Origin of the sequence: Agromyces flavus, assembly GCF_900104685.1 — a bacterium.
Taxonomy (GTDB): domain Bacteria; phylum Actinomycetota; class Actinomycetes; order Actinomycetales; family Microbacteriaceae; genus Agromyces; species Agromyces flavus.
In genome coordinates this window covers 1,398,050-1,417,545 of sequence record NZ_LT629755.1, presented here as the reverse complement: position 1 = coordinate 1,417,545, position 19,496 = coordinate 1,398,050, and the positions used below count along the sequence as shown (strand labels likewise).

Annotated in this window: 17 protein-coding genes; 15 read left to right on the top strand and 2 right to left on the bottom strand. The window is 71.4% G+C overall.

The features are described 5' to 3' along the window. Positions 1 to 118: 118 nt before the first annotated feature. A complete protein-coding gene (locus BLT99_RS06690; protein WP_092670359.1) occupies positions 119 to 1,225 on the bottom strand; it encodes a LysM peptidoglycan-binding domain-containing protein in 1,107 nt (368 codons plus the stop codon). Between the two features lie 134 nt (positions 1,226 to 1,359). Here BLT99_RS06690 and BLT99_RS06685 point away from each other — a divergent pair, with 134 nt between their 5' ends. Beyond that, entirely contained in the window at positions 1,360 to 1,698 is a 339-nt protein-coding gene (locus BLT99_RS06685; RefSeq protein WP_092670357.1) for an Rv2175c family DNA-binding protein, read from the top strand. Positions 1,699 to 1,713: 15 nt separating this feature from the next. Here BLT99_RS06685 and BLT99_RS06680 read toward each other — a convergent pair whose 3' ends face one another. Continuing rightward, the gene (locus tag BLT99_RS06680) at positions 1,714 to 2,823 is read right to left on the bottom strand and encodes a polyprenyl synthetase family protein (RefSeq protein ID WP_092670355.1); all 1,110 of its coding nucleotides are present in this window, start codon (positions 2,821 to 2,823) and stop codon (positions 1,714 to 1,716) included. A 75-nt stretch (positions 2,824 to 2,898) separates the two neighbouring features. Here BLT99_RS06680 and BLT99_RS06675 point away from each other — a divergent pair, with 75 nt between their 5' ends. The 14 genes from BLT99_RS06675 to ftsZ all read left to right on the top strand — a co-directional run bounded on the left by BLT99_RS06675 (position 2,899) and on the right by ftsZ (position 19,477). After that, positions 2,899 to 3,291 carry a DUF3040 domain-containing protein gene (locus BLT99_RS06675; RefSeq protein WP_092670353.1) on the top strand — a complete coding sequence of 131 codons (393 nt, stop codon included), beginning with the start codon at positions 2,899 to 2,901 and terminating at the stop codon, positions 3,289 to 3,291. Between the two features lie 397 nt (positions 3,292 to 3,688). After that, on the top strand, positions 3,689 to 4,120 hold the full coding sequence (mraZ, locus tag BLT99_RS06670) for a division/cell wall cluster transcriptional repressor MraZ (protein ID WP_092670351.1): 432 nt from the start codon (positions 3,689 to 3,691) through the stop codon (positions 4,118 to 4,120). A 103-nt stretch (positions 4,121 to 4,223) separates the two neighbouring features. Beyond that, the gene (gene rsmH, locus BLT99_RS06665) at positions 4,224 to 5,177 is read left to right on the top strand and encodes a 16S rRNA (cytosine(1402)-N(4))-methyltransferase RsmH (RefSeq protein ID WP_092670349.1); all 954 of its coding nucleotides are present in this window, start codon (positions 4,224 to 4,226) and stop codon (positions 5,175 to 5,177) included. After that, positions 5,174 to 5,758: a hypothetical protein gene (locus tag BLT99_RS06660; protein WP_092670347.1), complete on the top strand. Its 585-nt coding sequence runs from the start codon at positions 5,174 to 5,176 to the stop codon at positions 5,756 to 5,758. The genes rsmH and BLT99_RS06660 overlap by 4 nt, the downstream gene beginning before the upstream one ends. A 37-nt stretch (positions 5,759 to 5,795) precedes the next feature. Next, positions 5,796 to 7,604: a peptidoglycan D,D-transpeptidase FtsI family protein gene (locus BLT99_RS06655; RefSeq protein ID WP_092670345.1), complete on the top strand. Its 1,809-nt coding sequence runs from the start codon at positions 5,796 to 5,798 to the stop codon at positions 7,602 to 7,604. A gap of 12 nt (positions 7,605 to 7,616) precedes the next feature. Next, complete coding sequence (locus BLT99_RS06650; RefSeq protein WP_092670343.1) at positions 7,617 to 9,161, top strand: Mur ligase family protein; 1,545 nt, start codon at positions 7,617 to 7,619, stop codon at positions 9,159 to 9,161. Then, a complete protein-coding gene (locus BLT99_RS06645; protein WP_092675751.1) occupies positions 9,158 to 10,570 on the top strand; it encodes a UDP-N-acetylmuramoyl-tripeptide--D-alanyl-D-alanine ligase in 1,413 nt (470 codons plus the stop codon). The genes BLT99_RS06650 and BLT99_RS06645 overlap by 4 nt, the downstream gene beginning before the upstream one ends. Next, positions 10,567 to 11,661, top strand: coding sequence for a phospho-N-acetylmuramoyl-pentapeptide-transferase (gene mraY / locus BLT99_RS06640; RefSeq protein WP_092670341.1), 1,095 nt, complete (start codon positions 10,567 to 10,569; stop codon positions 11,659 to 11,661). Before BLT99_RS06645 ends, mraY begins: the two co-directional genes overlap by 4 nt. After that, positions 11,646 to 13,202: a UDP-N-acetylmuramoyl-L-alanine--D-glutamate ligase gene (murD, locus tag BLT99_RS06635; RefSeq protein WP_092670339.1), complete on the top strand. Its 1,557-nt coding sequence runs from the start codon at positions 11,646 to 11,648 to the stop codon at positions 13,200 to 13,202. The genes mraY and murD overlap by 16 nt, the downstream gene beginning before the upstream one ends. Next, a complete protein-coding gene (ftsW, locus tag BLT99_RS06630) occupies positions 13,159 to 14,415 on the top strand; it encodes a putative lipid II flippase FtsW (RefSeq protein ID WP_092670337.1) in 1,257 nt (418 codons plus the stop codon). Before murD ends, ftsW begins: the two co-directional genes overlap by 44 nt. Then, positions 14,412 to 15,512, top strand: coding sequence for an undecaprenyldiphospho-muramoylpentapeptide beta-N-acetylglucosaminyltransferase (gene murG / locus BLT99_RS06625; RefSeq protein ID WP_092670335.1), 1,101 nt, complete (start codon positions 14,412 to 14,414; stop codon positions 15,510 to 15,512). Before ftsW ends, murG begins: the two co-directional genes overlap by 4 nt. Positions 15,513 to 15,555: 43 nt before the next feature. After that, on the top strand, positions 15,556 to 16,962 hold the full coding sequence (murC, locus tag BLT99_RS06620; RefSeq protein ID WP_092670333.1) for a UDP-N-acetylmuramate--L-alanine ligase: 1,407 nt from the start codon (positions 15,556 to 15,558) through the stop codon (positions 16,960 to 16,962). 10 nt (positions 16,963 to 16,972) lie between these two features. Further along, positions 16,973 to 18,073, top strand: a complete 1,101-nt coding sequence (locus BLT99_RS06615; protein WP_157674951.1) for an FtsQ-type POTRA domain-containing protein — start codon at positions 16,973 to 16,975, stop codon at positions 18,071 to 18,073. A 195-nt stretch (positions 18,074 to 18,268) separates the two neighbouring features. Further along, positions 18,269 to 19,477, top strand: coding sequence for a cell division protein FtsZ (gene ftsZ / locus BLT99_RS06610; protein WP_092670329.1), 1,209 nt, complete (start codon positions 18,269 to 18,271; stop codon positions 19,475 to 19,477). Positions 19,478 to 19,496: the final 19 nt, after the last annotated feature.

The following is a 19,496-nucleotide window of genomic DNA, read 5'->3' as shown; positions in this document are numbered from 1 at the left end:
GTCGGCGGGCGCGGTGGTCACCGTACGAGTGTACGAAGGAGCGTATGCCGTCAGATGAACAAACGCCGAGCGGCCGTGGATCGCAACGCCATCGTGACGATGGATGGGTCGTGTCGCGTCACCCGAGTTCGGTGAGCCAGCGCTGCGCCGACGCCTCCCATTTGCCGTAGTGCTCGGGGTGTCCGCTGTGCTGCACGGCCTGTGCCGCGTCCGTCAGCGTCATCGACGACCATCCGGGCACGTCGACCAGGCCGGGAGCGGTTCCGACCGTCGGCGACGACGGGCCGCCGAAGAACGCGGCGGCGGCGTGGACCGGATCGAGCACCTGGTCGACGGTGCCCCAGCCCTGGCTCGGACGCTGCTGGAACAGTCCGAGCGAGTCGCGGTCGCCGTGGTCGAGGTTGCGCAGGCCGGACTCCTGGGCGGCGACGGCGAGGGCGATCACGATGCCGCGGTCCGGCAGTCCGAGCGCTCGACCGACGTCGACGATGACCTGGGCGTTGGCGCGCATCGTGTCGTTCAGGTGCACGTCGAGCATGGCGGCGGGCGCGTCGTCGAGGGCCGGGTCGACGGCGAGCGCCCTGCCCGTCGACGGCTCGGCTCCGGGACCGCCGGGGATCTCGGCGCCATCGGCGGGCAGCACGATCGCCTGTCCCGGGAAGATGAGGCTCGCCCGGCTGAGGCCGTTCGCGCTCAGTACGACGTCGACGTCGAGTCCGTACGCGGCCGCGATGCCGCTCACCGTGTCGCCCGGTCGCACGACATGGCGCTCGATCTCGGGCCGCGGCACCGGGGGTGCGGTCGAGGCCGCGGCGATCCCGCCGGGCATCGCGAGCCGCTGCCCTGGGAAGATCAGGGTCGACCAGCTCAGGCCGTTCTCGGCCAGGACCTCGGCCGTCGACAGGCCGTAGCGGGCGGCGATCGCGGTCACGGTGTCGCCCTCCTGCACCGTCACCTCCGCCGGGACGTCGGTTGCCGCGCTGGTGCTCGTCGCCTCGACCGCGGCGGGCGCACCCGAGAGTGCCCTGGGCTTCGGCTGGCGCTTGACGGTCTGGGGCGCGGCGGCGGCCGGTTGGACGATCCCGAGCGTGACGGCGACGGCGCCGGCCACGGCGACGGGGAGCGCGAGGAGGCGGCGGACGCCTCGGCGTCGGCGTCCGCCCGACGCGGGCTCGGGGCGTCCGACCTCCCGGCCGGTGGACGTCGCTTCCCGGTGCTGGTCCATGTTCCCCCTCCGCATCGAGCGGATGCGGTCACCGTCTCACCGAGGTGCGGGCGAGTCAAACACATCCGCGCGCGTCGCCGCGCCTCGCCGTCGGGCGGTTCCCTCGGGATGCGGCCGCGTGGCAGTCTGTACGCGTGACCGACGCCCAGCAGACCGAGTGGCTGACCGTTCCCGACCTCGTCGAGCGCCTCGGGCAGACCCCGAGCCGCATCCGTCGCCTGATCGACGAGCGCTACCTGCTCGCGACCCGGGTCGACGGCGTCCTCAAGGTGCCCGCGGCGTTCCTGCGCGACGATGCGCCGCTTCCCGAGCTGCACGGCACCGCGATCGTGCTCGCCGATGCGGGCTTCAGCGACGCCGAGGCGCTCGAGTGGTTGCTCGCCGAGGAGGACAGCCTCGGCACGACCCCGATCGCGGCGCTCCACGCCGGCCGCAAGTCCGAGGTGCGCCGCGTCGCCCAGGCACTCGCCTGAGGGCCGGTCGCCGGCTCAGCTGACCCGCCGGGTCACCGCGCCGGCGAGATCGGCCAGCGCGATCGAGGCGTCCCGGTCGAGCTTCGCGGCCTCCAGCGCACGGTTCGCCTCCTCGGTGCGCATCGCGATGATCCGCTCGACCTCGTCGACCGCTCCGCAGTCCCGCAGCGCCTGCTGCAGCGAGCGCACCTGCTCCTCGTCGAGATCGGGGTCGCCGAGGAGGTCGTCGAGCAGCTGCCGCTCCGGCGACGACAGGCGTTCCCGCGCGATGGCGACGAGCACCGTGCGCTTGCCCTCGCGCAGGTCGTCGCCCGCCGGCTTGCCGGTCACCGACGGATCCCCGTAGACGCCGAGCAGGTCGTCGCGGAGCTGGAACGCGATGCCGAGCGGCAGGCCGAACGCACGGAGCGCATCGAGCTCGGCCGGCGAGCCCCCCGCGATCGCGCCGCCGATCACCAGCGGCGCCTCGATGCTGTACTTGGCGGACTTGAACACCACGACGCGCTCGGCACGTTCGCGCTGCGCATCATCTGGCATCGCGACCCACGCCCGCTCCTCGAGGATGTCGAGGTACTGACCCACCGTGACCTCGGTGCGCATGCGATTGAACTCGAGCCTGGCGGCGCGCGCCGCTTGGGTCGGCAGTGCCGCGAGCCCGTCGTCGAGCAACTCGTCGCTCCAGCCGAGCAGCAGGTCGCCGAGGAGCACCGCGGTGGCGCGGCCGTAGTCGGGTGCGCTGCCGGCCCAGGCCGAATCGGCGTGGCGCGACTCGAAGACGCGGTGGGCGGATGGCGCGCCGCGACGCGTGTCGGAGTTGTCGATGAGGTCGTCGTGCACGAGCGCCGCCGCATGGAACACCTCGAGCGCCGCGGACGCGGACACGGCGGCCGCTCGTTCCGCGGTCGACGCGTCATCCGATTGATCGCCCGACGATCCCCGCACCGCTTCCCAACCGCGCAGGCAGAACTGCGCCCGGAACCGCTTGCCACCGCTGAGAAAGCGCTTGGAGAATTCCGACAGCGGGTCGAGGTCGGGCGCGATGGAGCGGAGAATGGAAGCACGGCCGGAAAGGAAATCCTCGAGGCGTTCGTTCACCAGATCGACGAGTCGGGGAGCCGGGACCATCGTCCTAGCCTAGCGACGACGCAGCAGACTAGAATGGCGTCACGAAGCGTCGGTCCCGAGCATGAGGGGAATGAGATGCCGCTTTCAGAGCAGGAGCAACGCCTTCTCGAGGAGATGGAGCGGAACCTCTACAAGAACGACGCCGACTTCGTCGCGACGGTCGGAGGTGCGGGCCGCGGGCGACCCAACTACCGGGCGATCGTGCTCGGCGTACTGCTCGCCGTCGCCGGCGCCGGCGCGCTCATCGGCGGCGTCGCATCGCACCTGCTCATCGTCGGCGTGCTGGGCTTCGCGCTCATGTTCGTCGGCGTGCTCGTGGCCATCACGCCGTCCAAGCGCTCGGCAGCCGCGAATCCGGTGAACGGCGTGCCCGGTTCGGCAGGCCAGTCCCGTCAGTCCAAGCCGCGCGCCGGCTTCATGGATCGACTGAACGACCGGTGGGACCGCCGCCAGGAAGGCCGCGACTGACCGCGCCACCGCACTGAACACCGACTGACGGGCCGATCGGGGGATCGGCCCGTTTCGTGTGCCAGGGCGGCGCCTCCACCATCTCGCGTCATCCCCTCCACCATCTCGTGCGATCCCCTCCACTTCCCTCCCCGCTGCGGCTGCGTCGCGCATCTCCGGGCGACACGCGACCCTCGAACGCGGTCCTGGCTTGGATGCGAGGCCGCCCCCGAGTACGGCCGGCTTGTCAACCCCCGGTCATCATCACCCACTTCCCTCCACCTCGGAGATCCCCGTCATTCCGGGCCTGCACTGAGGAATGCGTCTCGAAAAGCGGCCAATGTCGTTGTCTGGTGGAGGACAGTGGAGTAAAGTGGAGCCTGCACCTGGTTCCTGGCCGGAGGATGGGGGTGACGCGATGTTCCTCGGAAGCTACGAACCCAAGCTCGATGAGAAAGGCCGCGTCATTCTTCCGGCGAAATTCCGGGAGGAGCTGTCGAACGGCCTCGTGCTCACACGAGGTCAGGAGCGCTGCATCTACGTGTTCAGTGCGCGGGAGTTCGAGAGCATGAGCGAGAAGATCCGCCAAGCCCCCGTCACGAGCAAGCAGGCGCGCGACTACATGCGCGTCTTCCTCTCAGGGGCCTCTGCGGAGACCCCCGACAAGCAGCACCGGGTCACCATCCCCTCCAACCTGCGCACGTACGCGGGGCTCGACCGTGACCTCACGGTCATCGGAGCGGGGACACGGGTGGAGATCTGGGATGCGGCGGCGTGGCAGAGCTACCTCGCCGAGCAGGAGGCGGCCTTCGCGGAGACGGCGGAGGAGGTGATTCCCGGACTCTTCTGAGTCCACGGGTCGCGACTCCCAGCCGTGCGAGCCTGCTGCACTTCCCCGCAGCAGGACGAACGGATGGGGATCGGGACCCGGCGGACCGGGATCGGGAGGCAGCATGGACATCGAACGCATCCACACTCCGGTGATGCTCGAGCGAACCCTCGAGCTGCTCGGGCCGGCGCTCGAGCGCGATGGCGCAGTCTTCGTCGATGCCACGCTCGGCATGGGCGGCCACACCGCCGCGGTGCTCGAGCGCTTCCCGGGAGCGACGGCGATCGGGCTCGATCGCGATCCCGACGCGCTCGCGATCGCGGGGGAGCGGCTCGCGTCCTTCGGGGATCGGGTGCGATTCGTCCACACCGTGTACGACGGCATCGCCGAAGCGGTGCGCGGTGAGGGCTTCGGCGAGGTGCACGGCATCCTGTTCGACCTGGGCGTCTCGTCCCTGCAGCTCGACCGGGCCGAGCGCGGCTTTGCGTACGCGAAGGATGCGCCGCTCGACATGCGAATGGACTCGACTCGGGGCCGCACCGCCGCCGACGTCATCGCCGAGTACTCCGAGGAGGACCTCCGACGGATCTTCCGCGACTACGGCGAGGAGAAGCTGGCGGCGCGGTACGCGCGCGCGATCGTGAAGGCTCGTCTGTCGGCGCCGATCACCCGGTCCGGGCGGCTCGTCGAGGTGCTGCACGAGGCGACGCCCGTCGCGGTGCAGCGGGCCGGCCATCCGGCCAAGCGCGTCTTCCAGGCGCTGCGCATCGAGGTGAACGAGGAACTCGCGGTGCTCGAACGGGCGCTCCCCGCCGCACTCGACCTCGTCGCCGTCGAGGGCCGCATCGTGGTCCTCGCGTACCAGTCGCTCGAGGACCGGCTCGTCAAGCGCGTCCTCGCGGCGGCATCCAGCTCCACGGCGCCCCCCGGGCTGCCCATGGAGCTTCCCGAGCACCGCCCGCAGTTCCGGCTCCTCGTCAGGGGTGCCGAACTCGCGAGCGAGGCCGAGCAGGCGGAGAACCCGCGTGCCAAGCCGGTGCGCCTGCGCGCCGCAGAACGAGTGAGGAGGCCGTCATGAGCGCACTGCCGGCCCAGACCCGACCCGCGCGACGGCCCGCACCCGGGGTGGCGCCCGAACGCACGAGGCGACTTCGCCCCGTGCCCGAGACGGTGCGCCGCGCGAGGCCGAGGCTCGCCTACGGCGTGGTCGCACTCGTCTCGATCGGCGCCATCGCCATGGCGCAGCTGCTGCTGTCGATCGCGATGACGCAGGGCGCCTACGAGCTCGACGCGCAGCTCCTCCGCCAGTCCGAGCTGCAGCGCGAGCAGCAGAAGCTCTCGGACGATCTCGACCGCCTCGAATCGCCGCAGTACCTCGCCATGAACGCGGAGGCGCTCGGCATGGTGCCGAACTCGGATCCCGTGTACCTGCGTCTCTCCGACGGCGCCGTGCTCGGCGAGCCGACGGCGGCCGACGGCGCCGCCGGCGCTTCCGTATCCCTCGTGCCGAACGCGCTCATCGACGGCGTGCCGCCGGTCACCGAACAGGCGGCGGAGGAGACTTCCGACAAGGGTGGGAAACCGGAGGCACCGTCTGCCGGCACGCCGGCCGCCCCGCCCGCGCTGCAGGGCGGACTGCCGACGCCCGCGACGCACTGACCGATCAACCACGCCGCGAAGGGAGCGGACCCGACCGATGAACCGTGTGAGCCGGCGGCCGCTGCGCCGCATCATCGCGGCGGGCCTCGCGCTCGTGCTCATGGTGGGGTGGTTCGTCATCCGGCTCGTCGACATCCAGGTGGTGCGCGCTGCCGAGCTCAACGCGGCGTCCGAGGACGTGAGGTCGCGCGTCGCGACGATCTACGGCGAGCGCGGCGAGATCGTCGACGCCAACGGGATCGTCCTCGCCGACAGCGTCATGCGCTACGACATCGCGCTCTCCCCGAAGCAGGCGATGCTCGGGCCCGTGGTGCGCGAGCAGCCCGATCCCGCCGACCCGTCGAAGACCATCGAGGTCGAGGTGCCGCTCGATCAGGTCCTCTCCGAGCTCGGCGCGGTCATCGGACGCTCGGCCGAGGAGCTCCGCGGCGTCATCGACGCGGCGCTCGAGGAGGATCCCGACTCCGACTTCGCGTACGTCGCGAAGCTGGTCGACACCGAGGCGTACGAGGAGGTCGGGGCGCTCGACATCCCGTGGGTGGTGCCCTACGAGCACCCGAGTCGTCGATATCCGAACGGCGCGGTCGCGGGGAACCTCCTCGGCTTCATGGATCCCGACGGCAACGCGGTCGCTGGACTGGAATACTCCGAGGATGCGTGCCTCGCCGGCGAGAACGGCCAGCGCACGTGGCTGCACAGCCTGAAGGACTGGGTCGAGATCCCCGGTTCCGAGCGCGTCCTCTCCCAGGCGCGCCAGGGCGGCGACCTGCAGTTGACCATCGACTCCGACCTGCAGTACTTCGTGCAGCGCGTGGCTGCCGCGCAAGTGCAGGCGACGGGCGCGCAGTGGGCGACCGTGACGGTCATGGAGGCGAAGACCGGCCGCCTGCTCGCAGTCGCCGACGTCCCCACGGTCGACCCCAACTCGCCGTCCTCGGTCGACTCGGACGACCGCGGCTCGCGTGCGTTCACGGCGCCGTTCGAACCCGGCTCGACCTTCAAGGCGCTCACGTCGGCATCCGTCATCGACGCCGGCAAGGGCGACCCGACCGCGGGCGTCACGGCCGACTACCAGTACCTGCCGTCGAACGGCGCCGACATCACCGACAGCCACGGTCACGGCCCGACGAACTACACGATGACGGGCATGCTCATCGACTCGTCGAACACGGCGATGTCGCTGTTCGGCGAGCGCGTGAGCGACGAGCAGCGATACGAGGACATGCTCGACTTCGGGCTCGGCTCGGTCAGCGAGGTGGGGTTCGCCGGCGAGGCGGCGGGCGACCTGCACGGCGGCCCCGAGGCCTGGGATGCGCAGACGAAGTACGCGACGATGTTCGGGCAGGGACTGACGACGACCGCCATCCAGATCGCCAGCGTGTACCAGACGATCGCCAACGGCGGCGTCCGGATGCCCGTGACGCTCGTCGACGGGTGCCGAGCCGCCGACGGCGTCGTCACGGAGCGGGCCTCGACCGAGGGCAGCCGGGTCGTGTCCGAGAAGGCGGCGGATCAGACCGCCCAGATGCTCGAGCGCGTGTACCTCGAGGGGTGGCTCGCCGACGACTGGAACATCCCCGGGTACCGGGTCGCGGCGAAGACCGGAACCGCGCAGGTCGCCGACGGGAACGGCGGCTACCAGAGCGGTCACCTGGTGTCGGTGTCCGGGTTCGCTCCGGCCGACGACCCCGAGTTCGTCGTTTCGGTCAGCATCATGGACCCGGTTAAGATGAACTCGTCCGCCGCATCCGCTCCCGTCTTCCAACAGGTGATGAGCCAGGTGCTGAAGAAGTATCGGACGATTCCATCCGGCGCTCCGGCGCCCGAGTTGCCAGCCACCTGGTAGAAAGTTGGGTTCGTGACCGGAACGCCTCCGACGGCACTCCGGCCGCTGCACCCGAGTCCTCGATCGCTCCGCGGCCTCGCGGAGGCGTTCGGATTCGAGGTGCGCGGCGGGATCGACGAGATCGACGTGACCGGCGTCGCCATCGCCTCCGGGGCGGTCAACGGCGGCGACCTCTACGTCGGCGTGCCCGGTCGCAACGCCCACGGCGCCGACTTCGCCGCGCAGGCTGCCGCGAACGGGGCGGTGGCCGTCCTGACGGATGACGCGGGTGCCGAGCGTGCGGCCGCGTCGGGCCTTCCCGTGCTCGTGACGCCTGATGCGCGCGCCGCGCTCGGCGAGGTCGCCGCCTGGATCCACCGGACCGCCGAGAACCCCGCGACGCTGTTCGGCGTCACGGGAACGAACGGCAAGACGAGCGTGGTCTACCTGCTCGACGCGCTGCTGCGCCAGCTCGGCGTGACCGCGGGCCTGACCTCGACGGCGGAACGGCGGATCGGCGACGTGGCCGTGACCAGCTCGCTGACGACGCCCGAGGCGAGCGAGCTGCACGCCCTGCTCGCACGCATGCGCGAGGTCGACGTGCGCGCGGTCGGCATCGAGGTGTCGGCGCAGGCCCTGAGCCGGCACCGCGTCGACGGCATCGTCTTCGACGTGGTCGGGTTCACGAACCTCAGCCACGACCACCTCGACGACTACGCGTCCCTCGAGGAGTACTTCGACGCGAAGCGCGAGCTGTTCACGCCCGAGCGTGCGCGCCGCGGCGTGGTCACGGTCGATTCCGAGTGGGGCCGCCGCCTGGTGGCCGAATCGCGGATCCCGGTCACCACGCTCGCCACCGAGCCCGGCGTCGAGGCCGACTGGATGCTCGAGATCCTCGACGAGGCGCCGACCCACACCGCGTTCCGGTTGGTCGGACCCGACGGCCGCGCGCTCGAGACGCGCGTCCCGCTCATCGGGCGGTTCATGGCGTCCAACGCCGCGCTGGCGATCGTCATGCTCGTCGAGGGAGGCCACGACCTGGACCTGATCGCGCATGCGGTCGCCGATCACGGCATCGATGCCTACATCCCCGGCCGGGCGGAGCGGGTCTCGGGGGAGCGGGGGCCTGTCGTGTACATCGACTACGGGCACACGCCGGACGCGTTCCGGCAGACCCTCGATGCCATCCGCCGCACGACCGACGGGCGCATCGTGATGGTCTTCGGCGCCGACGGCGACCGCGACGCGACCAAGCGCCGTGACATGGGCGCCATCGCGGCCCGGGGGGCGGACGCGCTCGTCATCACCGACTTCCACCCGCGATGGGAGGATCCGGCCGCGATCCGCGCCGCGCTGATCGCCGGTGCCCGCGCCGCGGTCCCCGAACGGGAGATCCACGAGATCGCAGATCCGCGGGCCGCCTTCCGGCAGGCGCTCGCATTGGCCGGCGAGGGTGACGCGATCCTGTACGCCGGCCCCGGACACGAGGACTACCAGGAGGTCGCGGGCGTGAAGCATCCGTACTCGGCGAGGGACGACGCGCGGCTGGCGCTGCACGAGGCGGGGTGGCTCGCATGATCGCGCTCACGCTGGCCGAGGTCGTCGCCGCGACGGGCGGCCGCCTCGAGACCGTCGGCACCTCGGCGACCGAGTCGACCGTCGTGGACGGTCCGGTCACGACCGATTCGCGCGAGGTCGTCCCCGGCGGCATCTTCGTCGCCAAGCGCGGGGAGTTCGACGACGGGCACCGCTTCGCGCCGGGCGCGGTCGAGCGCGGCGCCGCCCTGCTCATCGTCGAGCGTCCACTCGACCTGCCCGTGCCGCAGGTCGTGGTCGCCGACTCGGTCGACGCGCTCGGCGCGCTCGCCACCGAGGTCGTGGCTCGGGTGCGCGCGCTCGGCCGGCTGCGCATCGTGGGCGTCACGGGCTCGAACGGCAAGACGACCACGAAGAACCTGCTCCGCACCGTGCTCGAGGCGGTGGGCCCCACGGTCGCGGCGCGCAAGAGCTACAACAACGAGGTCGGCGCGCCGACCACCATGCTCGAGCTCACCGAGCAGACCGAGTACCTGGTCGCCGAGATGGGCGCGTCGGGCGTCGGCGAGATCGCCCGCCTGATCCGGATGGCGCGACCCGACGTCGGCATCGTGCTGAAGGTCGGACTCGCCCACGCGGGCGAGTTCGGCGGCATCGAGAAGACCGTGCAGGCCAAGTCCGAGATGGTGACCGACCTGCTCGCGACCGATGTCGCGGTGCTGAACGCCGACGACCCGCGCGTGGTGCCCATGGCCGACGTCACGGCCGCACGCGTCGTGTGGTTCGGGCTGGGCGAGCGCGCCGACGTGCGGGCGACCGACGTGGTCGTGCACGCACGAGGCACGTCGTTCACCGTGACCGTGCCCGGCGGCGAGTCGGCGCGCGTGCGATTCTCGGTGCTCGGCGAGCACCACGTCATGAACGCGCTGGCCGCGATCGCAGCGTCGCTCGAGCTGGGCGTCCCGCTGGCCACCGTGGTCTCCGGCCTCGAGCGCGTGACGCTCGCCGAGCAGTGGCGCATGCAGGTCATGGGCGGCCGCGACGACATCACGGTCATCAACGACGCCTACAACGCGAGCCCCGACTCGGTCGCGGCCGCGCTGAAGACGCTCGCGCAGGTCAAGCGGCCCGAGGGGCGCACGATCGCCGTGCTCGGCGAGATGAGCGAACTCGGCGAGTTCTCGGGCGAGGAGCACGATCGCATCGGCCTGCTCGCCGTGCGGCTCGGCGTGTCCCAGCTCGTCGTCGTGGGTGAGGGCGCGCGGCGGCTGCACATCACGGCGATCAACGAGGGGTCGTGGGACGGCGAGTCGGCGTACGTCGAGACGGCCGACGAGGCCTTCGAGCTCGTCACGTCGACGGTCCGGCCGGGCGACACCGTGCTGGTGAAATCGTCGAACTCGGCGGGCCTCCGCCACCTCGGAGACCGACTGGGAGAATGGTTCGCGTGAGAGCACTTCTGACCGCCGGAGCCCTGTCGCTCTCCTTCACCCTGTTCCTGACGCCGCTGTTCATCCGGCTGTTCACGAGGCTCGGCTGGGGCCAGTTCATCCGCGACGACGGTCCGAAGACCCATCACGTCAAGCGCGGCACGCCGACCATGGGCGGCATCATCTTCATCCTGGGCACGCTGTTCGGGTACTTCTCGGCGACGATGCTCATCGGCGACGGTCCGACGGCGTCGGGCCTGCTCGTGCTGTTCATGATGGTGGGCCTCGGCCTCGTTGGCTTCGTCGACGACTTCCTGAAGACGCGCAAGAAGCAGAGCCTCGGGCTCGGGGGCTGGGCGAAGATCGCCGGCCAGACGCTCGTCGCAGCGGCATTCGCCCTCCTCGCGCTCCAGTTCCCGAACGAGGAGGGGGCGACGCCCGCCACGACGAAGATCTCCTTCATCCGCGACCTGCCGCTGGACTTCATGGTGCTCGGCACGGTGGTCGGCATCATCGCGTACGTCGCGTGGATCGTGCTCATCACGGCGGCGGCCTCGAACGGCGTGAACGTGACCGACGGACTCGACGGCCTGGCTTCGGGCGCGTCGATCCTCGCCATCGGGTCGTTCATCATCATCGGCTTCTGGCAGTTCAACCAGTCCCGCTTCAGCGAGAACCTCAATCCGGACGACCTCTATCGCAGCTACGACGTGCGGGACCCGCTCGACCTCGCGATCGTCGCGACCGCGATCGTCGGGGCGGTCGTCGGCTTCCTCTGGTGGAACACCAATCCCGCGCACATCTACATGGGCGACACGGGCTCGCTCGGCCTCGGCGGTGCGCTCGCGGCACTCGCCGTGACGAGCCAGACCGAGCTGCTCCTGCTCATCATCGGCGGCCTGTTCGTGATCGAGGCGGGCTCGGTGATCGTGCAGCGCGCGTACTTCAAGATCTCCGGCGGCAAGCGCATCTTCCTGATGAGCCCCATCCACCATCACTTCGAGCTGAAGGGCTGGGCCGAGGTCACGATCGTCGTGCGGTTCTGGATCATCGGCGGTCTGTTCGTCGCGGCGGGCGTCGGCGCCTTCTACTTCGAATGGCTGCAGAGTTGACCGATGCCGCTGCGCGCGCCGCGCGCCTCGAGGGCCTGACGAGCTGGCATGCCGACGGATGGCGCGGCCTCCGGGTCGCGGTACTGGGTCTCGGAGTGACGGGATTCGCCGTCGCCGACACGCTCGCCGAGCTCGGTTCCGAGGTCACCGTCTACGCGCGCGACCGCGACGAGGACCGAGAACGGATCCTCCAGGTGATCGGGGTGCGCTTCGCATCGCATCCGCTCGACGCCGTGCCCGATGAGCTCGCGACATCCGCCCCCGACCTCGTCGTGATCTCACCGGGATTCCGGCCCGATCACCCGGTCGTCACCTGGGCCGAGGAGCGCGCCGTCCCGGTGTGGGGCGATATCGAGCTGGCGTGGCGTGTGCGCGACAAGGTGAAGGCCTCGGAGTGGATGCTCGTCACGGGCACGAACGGCAAGACCACGACGGTGCAGCTCGCTGCGACCCTCATCGCCGCGAACGGCGTGCGGGTCGCGCCGTGCGGGAACATCGGGGTGCCGGTGCTCGACGCGGTCCGCGACCCGCTCGGCTACGACGTGCTCGTCGTCGAGCTGTCCAGCTTCCAGTTGCACCGCCTGCCGACCGAGGGCCCCGGCGCGATCCATCCGTACTCGAGCGTCTGCCTGAACATCGCCGACGACCACCTCGACTGGCACGGTTCGGCCGAGGCCTATCGCGACGCCAAGGGCAAGGTGTACGCCAACACCAAGGTCGCGTGCGTCTACAACCGCGCCGACGAGGCGACCCGCACGATGGTCGAGGACGCCGAGGTCGAGGAGGGCGCCCGCGCCATCGGCTTCGGGCTCGACACGCCCGGGCCCAGTGACTTCGGCGTGGTCGACGGCATCCTCTGCGATCGGGCGTTCCTCGAGGATCGGCGCACCGCGGCCCTCGAGATCACCACGCTCGACGAGCTCGAGCCCCACGGGCTCGCCGCGCCGCACATCGTGGCCAACATCCTCGCGGCGTCGGCGCTCGCACGCTCGTACGACGTGCCGGTCCGGGTCGTCCACGATGCGCTCGCGACCTTCCGCCTCGACGCGCACCGGATCGAGACGGTGGCGGTGGCCGGCGGCATCCGCTGGATCGACGACTCGAAGGCGACCAACCCGCACGCGGCCGAGGCGTCGCTGCGCGCCTTCGGCCGCGTGGTGTGGATCGTGGGCGGGCTGCTGAAGGGCGTCGACGCCGATGCGCTCGTCGCGCGGCACGTGGCCCGCCTGCGGGCCGCGGTCGTGATCGGGCGGGATCGCACGCCGCTCGTCGAGGCGTTCCGCCGACACGCGCCGGGACTGCCCCTCTTCGAGGTGCTCGCGGATGACACTGAGAACGTGATGCCCGACGCGGTCGCCCTGGCGGCCTCGGTCGCGGAGGACGGAGACACCGTCCTCCTCGCCCCGGCTGCGGCATCGATGGACCAGTTCGCGGACTACGCCGACCGCGGCCGGCGCTTCCACGACGCCGTCCGCGAGCGGCTCGGAGGGGAGGCGCATGACGAGCCCGCCTCGGACGAGCCGCCCGCCGAAGCGCCCTGAGGCGTCGGGCCTCGCCGCCCGCATCCGCCTCGGCGCATTCCGGCCCGAGTCGAAGGACTACTTCCTCCTCCTCGGCACGACGCTCTTCCTCGTGCTGCTCGGCCTCATCATGGTGCTCAGTTCCTCGATCGTCGAGTCCGGCCTCGAGAACGACGGCGACTTCACGTCGCGCGCCCTGCAGCAGGCGACGTACGCGCTGATCGGCGTGCCGGTCATGCTGCTCGCCGGCCGCATGCCCGAGGGCTTCTGGATGCGCATCGCCTGGCTCGTCCTCGGGGTCGCGTGCGCCCTGCAGCTGCTCGTCGTCGCGACCCCGCTCGGGGTCGAGGTCGGCGGCAACACCAACTGGCTGCGACTCGGCCCGGTGCAGTTCCAGCCGTCCGAGCTCATCAAGGTGGCGCTGGTGCTCTGGCTCGGCCTCATCGTCACCAAGAAGCAGGAGCATCTCCACGAGTTCGGCCAGGGCATCATGCCGATCCTGCTCGTCGGCGGCGGTGCCATCGGACTCGTGCTGCTCGGCGGCGACCTGGGCACCGTCATGGTCATGGCCGCGATGCTGCTCGGCACGCTCTTCCTGATCGGCGTGCGACTCCGGCTGCTCGTCATCCCGCTCGTCGTGGGCGCCATCGCGTTCTGGCTCGTGGCCATCTCCAGCGAGAACCGAATGCGTCGCATCACCGCCTTCCTGCACGAGCACTGCACGCAGTACGACACGGCCGACTGCTGGCAGATCCAGCACGGCACCTTCGCGCTCGCGAACGGCGGCATCTTCGGCGTCGGACTCGGCAACTCGGCCGCGAAGTGGTCGTGGCTCCCGGCCGCCGACAACGACTTCATCTTCGCGATCATCGGAGAGGAGCTCGGCCTCATCGGCGCGGTCGTCGTGATCGGGCTCTTCGTCGTCCTCGCCATCGCGCTCGCCCGCATCATCCGCTCGTCGACCACCCCGTTCGCCCGCACCGTCGCCGCCGCAGTGCTCGTGTGGGTCGTCGGCCAGGCGTGTGTCAATATCGGTGTCGTGCTCGGCGTCTTCCCCGTCCTCGGCGTTCCGCTGCCGCTCGTCTCGGCCGGCGGCACCGCATTGCTCACCACCCTGTTCGCGATCGGCGTGGTCCTCTCGGTCGCGCGCGATCCCGGCGCGCCCGCGCGTGCCGCCGCGCGTGCCGAGCAACGACGCGCGACGCGCGCGAACCGGACGGCGCGCAGCCGATGACCACGTACCTCCTGGCCGGCGGCGGGACCGCCGGCCACGTGAACCCCCTGCTCGCCGTCGCCGACCGGCTTCGCGAGCGCGACGCCGATGCCGTCGTCCTCGTCCTCGGCACCGCCGAGGGGCTCGAGTCGCGTCTCGTGCCCGCGCGCGGATACGAGCTGCTCACGATCGAGAAGGTGCCGTTCCCGCGGCGCCCCAACGGCGCGGCGCTCCGGTTCCCCTCGCGATTCCGCCGGTCCATCGCCGACGTCGCCGCGATCATCGATGAGCGCGGCGTCGATGCGGTCGTCGGCTTCGGCGGGTACGTCGCGACCCCCGCGTACCTCGCCGCACGCCGTGCCCGCGTCCCCGTCGTCATCCACGAGGCGAACGCACGTCCCGGACTGGCGAACCGGCTCGGTGCCCGGTTCGCGGCACGCGTCGGCGTCGCCTTCCGCGGGACGCCACTCCCGCGCGCCGAGTTCGTGGGCATGCCCCTGCGTCGCGAGATCGAGACGCTCGACCGTCCGGCGCGCCGCGCCGAGGCGGCGGCGCTGTTCGCCCTCGATCCCGCCCGGCCCGTGCTCCTCGCGACGGGAGGCTCGCTCGGCGCACGTCGCATCAACCGCACGATGGTCGCGAGCGCGCGGGCGCTCGTCGACCGCGGCTGGCAGGTCCTCCACGTCACGGGAGCGAAGTCCGACGTCGACGACCCGGGCCTGCCCGACTACCGCATGGTCGAGTACGCCGACCGCATGGACCTCGCGCTCTCGATCGCCGACGCGGCCGTCTCGCGTGCCGGGGCGGCCACGGTGAGCGAACTCTCTGCGCTCGGCATCCCGGCCGTCTACGTGCCGTATCCCGTCGGCAACGGCGAGCAGCGCTTCAACGCCGCCGACGTGGTCCGCGCGGGCGGCGGCATCCTCGTCGACGACGCCGCGTTCCTCCCCGAGTGGGTCGAGCGCGGGCTCGTCCCGCTGCTCGCCGACCGTGAGCGGCTCGACGCGATGGCGCGGGCCGCGGCATCCATCGGCGCGCTCGACGGCACCGATCGCACGGTCGCCCTGATCGACGCCGCGCTGCGCCCGGCGGGCGAACCACCCGCCCGGGGCGCGTAACGTTGAACCGACCGATCATCCGACCAGGAAGCTCCACGACACCGTGACGATCAAGCCCGACCTCTCCACCCCGATCCCCGCCGACCTCGGCACCGTGCACTTCGTCGGCATCGGCGGCTCGGGCATGAGCGGCATCGCCCGCCTCGCGCTCGGCGCAGGGCACCGCGTCACGGGATCCGACGTGCGGGACTCGGCGAACATCGCGGCGCTCCGCGAGCTCGGCGCGACGATCGCGATCGGCCACGCCGCCGAGAACCTGCCCGACGACGTCGACACGGTCGTCGTCACGGGTGCCCTCTGGCAGGACAACCCGGAGTACCGGCTGGCGCTGCAGCGCGGCATCCCGGTGCTGCACCGCTCGCAGGCGCTGGCCTCGGTGATCGCCGGCCAGCGGCTCGTCTCGGTCGCCGGCGCGCACGGCAAGACCACGTCGACGGGCATGATCATCACCGGCCTGCTCGCCCTCGGCGAGGACCCGAGCTTCGTCAACGGCGGGGTGATCGAGGAGCTCGGCGTGAGCTCGGCATCGGGCTCGGGCGAGCTGTTCGTGGTCGAGGCCGACGAATCCGACGGCTCCTTCCTGCTCTACGACACCTCCGTGGCGCTCATCACGAACGTCGATCCCGACCACCTCGACCACTACGGGTCGCTCGAGGCGTTCGAGCAGGCCTTCGTCGACTTCGCCGATCGGGCCCGTGAACTCGTCGTGATCTCCTCCGACGACCGCGGTGCGACGCGCGTGCGCGAGCGGCTCTCGCACGCCCGCGTGCTGACCTTCGGCGAGGCGCCGGATGCCACGGTGCGGGTGCACGACATCGTGACCGACGGCCCCGTGGCCTTCGCCGTCACGCACGAGGGGCGCGAGTACCGTGCGCAGCTGCGCATCCCCGGGCGGCACAACGCGATCAACGCAGCGGGCGCGTTCGCGGTGCTCGTGGGCCTCGGCTTCGATCCGCAGCGCGCCCTCGACGGCGTCTCGCGGTTCGCCGGGACCGGGCGCCGCTTCGAGCTGCATGGCACGGTCGACGGCGTGAGCGTCTACGACGACTACGCGCACCACCCCACCGAGGTCGCCGCGGCGCTCTCCGCGGCGCGCACGGTCGTGGGCGACGGGCGCATCATCGCCGTCCACCAGCCGCACCTCTACAGCCGCACCCGGCTGTTCGCGAAGGAGTTCGCCGAGGTCCTCGAGCAGTACGCCGACGAGACCGTCGTGCTCGACGTCTATGGAGCCCGCGAGGACCCCGAGCCCGGTGTCACGGGCGCGCTCGTCAGCGAGCGGTTCGAGCACCCCGAGCATGTCGCGTTCATCGCCGACTGGCAGGAGGCGGCCGACCACACCGCGCGCATCGCGCGACCGGGAGACTTCGTGATCACGCTGGGCTGCGGCGACGTGTACCGCATCGTGCCGCAGCTGCTCGGGTCGCTCGAGCACGAGCGGCGCGGCTGAGCGGGGCGACGTGAGGCGGCCGCAGGGATTCGATCGCGCGCGGACCGTGCGCACGCCTGCGGCGCCGCCCTCGGCCGCGCGTGAGAGGACCGAGCCGTCCGGTGCGACGCCCCGCGCCGTCGCGACCGGTGCAGCGACCGGTACAGCGCGCGGCGCGCGAGGCGCGCAGGACGCGAACGCGACCGAGCCCATCCCTCGTGCGGCCCTCGACACCGCAGCGCGCTCGTCCGGGGCCGAGCCGACCCCTGGCGCGCCGCGGCACGACCGGCGTCCGAGCCGGCCCGATGACCGGAGCACGGGCAAGCCGGCGACTCCTGCCACCGACGGCGGCGCGCGAGGTCGTGACGATCGCGCGGCACGTCGCGCGATCGCTGCCGCCGAGCGCGAGCGTCGCCGCTACGAGCGCCAGGAGATGCGGCGCTTCACGCACCGCAGCCGCATGCGCCGCCTCGCCTGGATCGTCGGCATCGCGTCGGTCGTCGGACTCGCGGTGCTCGCGGTCGCCGTGGCCTACTCGCCGCTCATGGCGCTCCGCGAGGTGCGCGTCGAGGGCGCCTCGCGCATCCCGGCCGCTGACATCCAGGCGGCGTTCGAGGATCGGATCGGCACGCCGCTCCCGCTCATCTCGGCCGACGACGTGCAGACCACGCTCTCGGAGTTCCCGCTGATCGAGACGTACGCGACCGAGACCCTGCCGCCCGGCACGCTCGTGGTCCGGATCGTCGAGCGAACGCCCGTCGGGGTCCTGGACGGCCCGTCGGGCTTCACCGCGGTCGACGCGGCGGGCGTGGTCGTCGCGCGATCCGACGAACGGCCCGATGCGCTGCCCGTGATCACCGTCGAGGGCGGGGTGGACGGCGATGCCTTCCGGGCCGTCGGCGCCGTGCTGCGGAGTCTGCCCGCCGACCTCCTGGCTCGCGTCACGACGGTCACCGCGCAGACGCCCGACGACGTGGAGTTCGAGCTCGCGGAGGGTGCGGCGGTCGTCTGGGGGAGTGACGAGGACTCCGCGCTGAAGTCGGCCGTCCTGGTTCGACTGATGGCGGCCGCTCCGCCCGACGAGGTCGATCGCTACGACGTCTCCGCGCCGCTCAGTCCCGTCCGGCAGTAGCCGCCGACGCGGTCGCCCGTCGCGACATCCGGCCCCACCGGGCTCGGACCCTCGCATCGGATCGCGACACGCGGGAGCGCCTTGCGGGATGCCTCGGACGGGGCACCTACCTTCGAACTCAGGAATTGCATACTCGGCAAAACTTTAACCTTCGAGTAGAGGTTCAAGGTTCAGAGTTCGCAGAGAGGGCCGGACATGTCGACAAACCAGAACTACCTCGCCGTCATCAAGGTGGTCGGTATCGGCGGCGGCGGCGTCAACGCCGTCAATCGCATGATCGAGCTCGGCCTGCGCGGGGTCGAGTTCATCGCGATCAACACCGATGCCCAGGCGCTGCTGATGTCGGACGCCGACGTCAAGCTCGACGTCGGCCGCGACCTCACGCGAGGCCTCGGCGCCGGCGCCGACCCCGAGGTCGGTCGTCGCGCGGCCGAGGATCACGCCGAGGAGATCGAGGAGGCGCTCGCGGGCGCCGACATGGTCTTCGTCACGGCCGGCGAGGGCGGCGGCACCGGCACGGGCGGCGCGCCCGTCGTCGCGCGCATCGCCAAGTCGATCGGAGCGCTCACGATCGGCGTCGTGACGAAGCCGTTCAGCTTCGAGGGCAAGCGCCGCCAGACGCAGGCCGAGCAGGGCGTCGCGCGGCTGAAGGAAGAGGTCGACACTCTCATCGTCGTGCCCAACGACCGCCTGCTCGAGATCAGCGACCGCGGCATCTCGATGCTCGAGGCCTTCGCGACGGCCGACCAGGTGCTCCTCGCCGGTGTCCAGGGCATCACCGACCTCATCACCACGCCGGGCCTGATCAACCTCGACTTCGCCGACGTCAAGTCGGTCATGCAGGGCGCGGGCTCCGCACTCATGGGCATCGGCTCGTCGCGCGGCGCCGACCGCGCGATCAAGGCGGCCGAGCTCGCCGTCGCGAGTCCGCTGCTCGAGGCATCCATCGACGGCGCGCACGGCGTGCTCCTCTCGATCCAGGGCGGGTCGAACCTCGGCATCTTCGAGATCAACGACGCCGCGAGGCTCGTGCAGGAGGCGGTGCACCCCGAGGCGAACATCATCTTCGGCGCCGTCATCGACGACACGCTCGGCGACGAGGTGCGCGTCACCGTGATCGCCGCCGGGTTCGACGGCGGCGACCCGATGCCGAAGCCCGTCGAGGTCAAGCGGCCCACGGTCGTCCCCGCGACCGTCGGGGCGGGCGTCGCCGGGGGCGCGGGCGTCGGAGGCGCGTTCGGCAGCGACGCCGCCGCCGAGCCCCTCGCCGAGATCGACATCGAGGAGCTCGTCGAGACGGCCAACTGGGGCGAGGCCACGAGCAGCTCGGCCGACCAGATCGTGACCGATCCCGCGTTCGGCGACGACTCCGACGACCTCGACATCCCCGACTTCCTCAAGTGAGGCGCGAGGACGCCGGCCG

What these genes read in the sequence shown, in the direction of transcription:
- mraZ (WP_092670351.1), top strand. Translation starts at nt 3,689, where the DNA reads ATGTTCCTCGGAAGCTACGAACCCAAGCTCGATGAGAAAGGCCGCGTC.
- murG (WP_092670335.1), top strand. Translation starts at nt 14,412, where the DNA reads ATGACCACGTACCTCCTGGCCGGCGGCGGGACCGCCGGCCACGTGAAC.
- BLT99_RS06680 (WP_092670355.1), bottom strand. Translation starts at nt 2,823, where the DNA reads ATGGTCCCGGCTCCCCGACTCGTCGATCTGGTGAACGAACGCCTCGAG.
- ftsZ (WP_092670329.1), top strand. Translation starts at nt 18,269, where the DNA reads ATGTCGACAAACCAGAACTACCTCGCCGTCATCAAGGTGGTCGGTATC.
- BLT99_RS06690 (WP_092670359.1), bottom strand. Translation starts at nt 1,225, where the DNA reads ATGGACCAGCACCGGGAAGCGACGTCCACCGGCCGGGAGGTCGGACGC.
- BLT99_RS06660 (WP_092670347.1), top strand. Translation starts at nt 5,174, where the DNA reads ATGAGCGCACTGCCGGCCCAGACCCGACCCGCGCGACGGCCCGCACCC.
- BLT99_RS06645 (WP_092675751.1), top strand. Translation starts at nt 9,158, where the DNA reads ATGATCGCGCTCACGCTGGCCGAGGTCGTCGCCGCGACGGGCGGCCGC.
- BLT99_RS06655 (WP_092670345.1), top strand. Translation starts at nt 5,796, where the DNA reads ATGAACCGTGTGAGCCGGCGGCCGCTGCGCCGCATCATCGCGGCGGGC.
- ftsW (WP_092670337.1), top strand. Translation starts at nt 13,159, where the DNA reads ATGACGAGCCCGCCTCGGACGAGCCGCCCGCCGAAGCGCCCTGAGGCG.
- BLT99_RS06675 (WP_092670353.1), top strand. Translation starts at nt 2,899, where the DNA reads ATGCCGCTTTCAGAGCAGGAGCAACGCCTTCTCGAGGAGATGGAGCGG.
- rsmH (WP_092670349.1), top strand. Translation starts at nt 4,224, where the DNA reads ATGGACATCGAACGCATCCACACTCCGGTGATGCTCGAGCGAACCCTC.
- murD (WP_092670339.1), top strand. Translation starts at nt 11,646, where the DNA reads ATGGCTGCAGAGTTGACCGATGCCGCTGCGCGCGCCGCGCGCCTCGAG.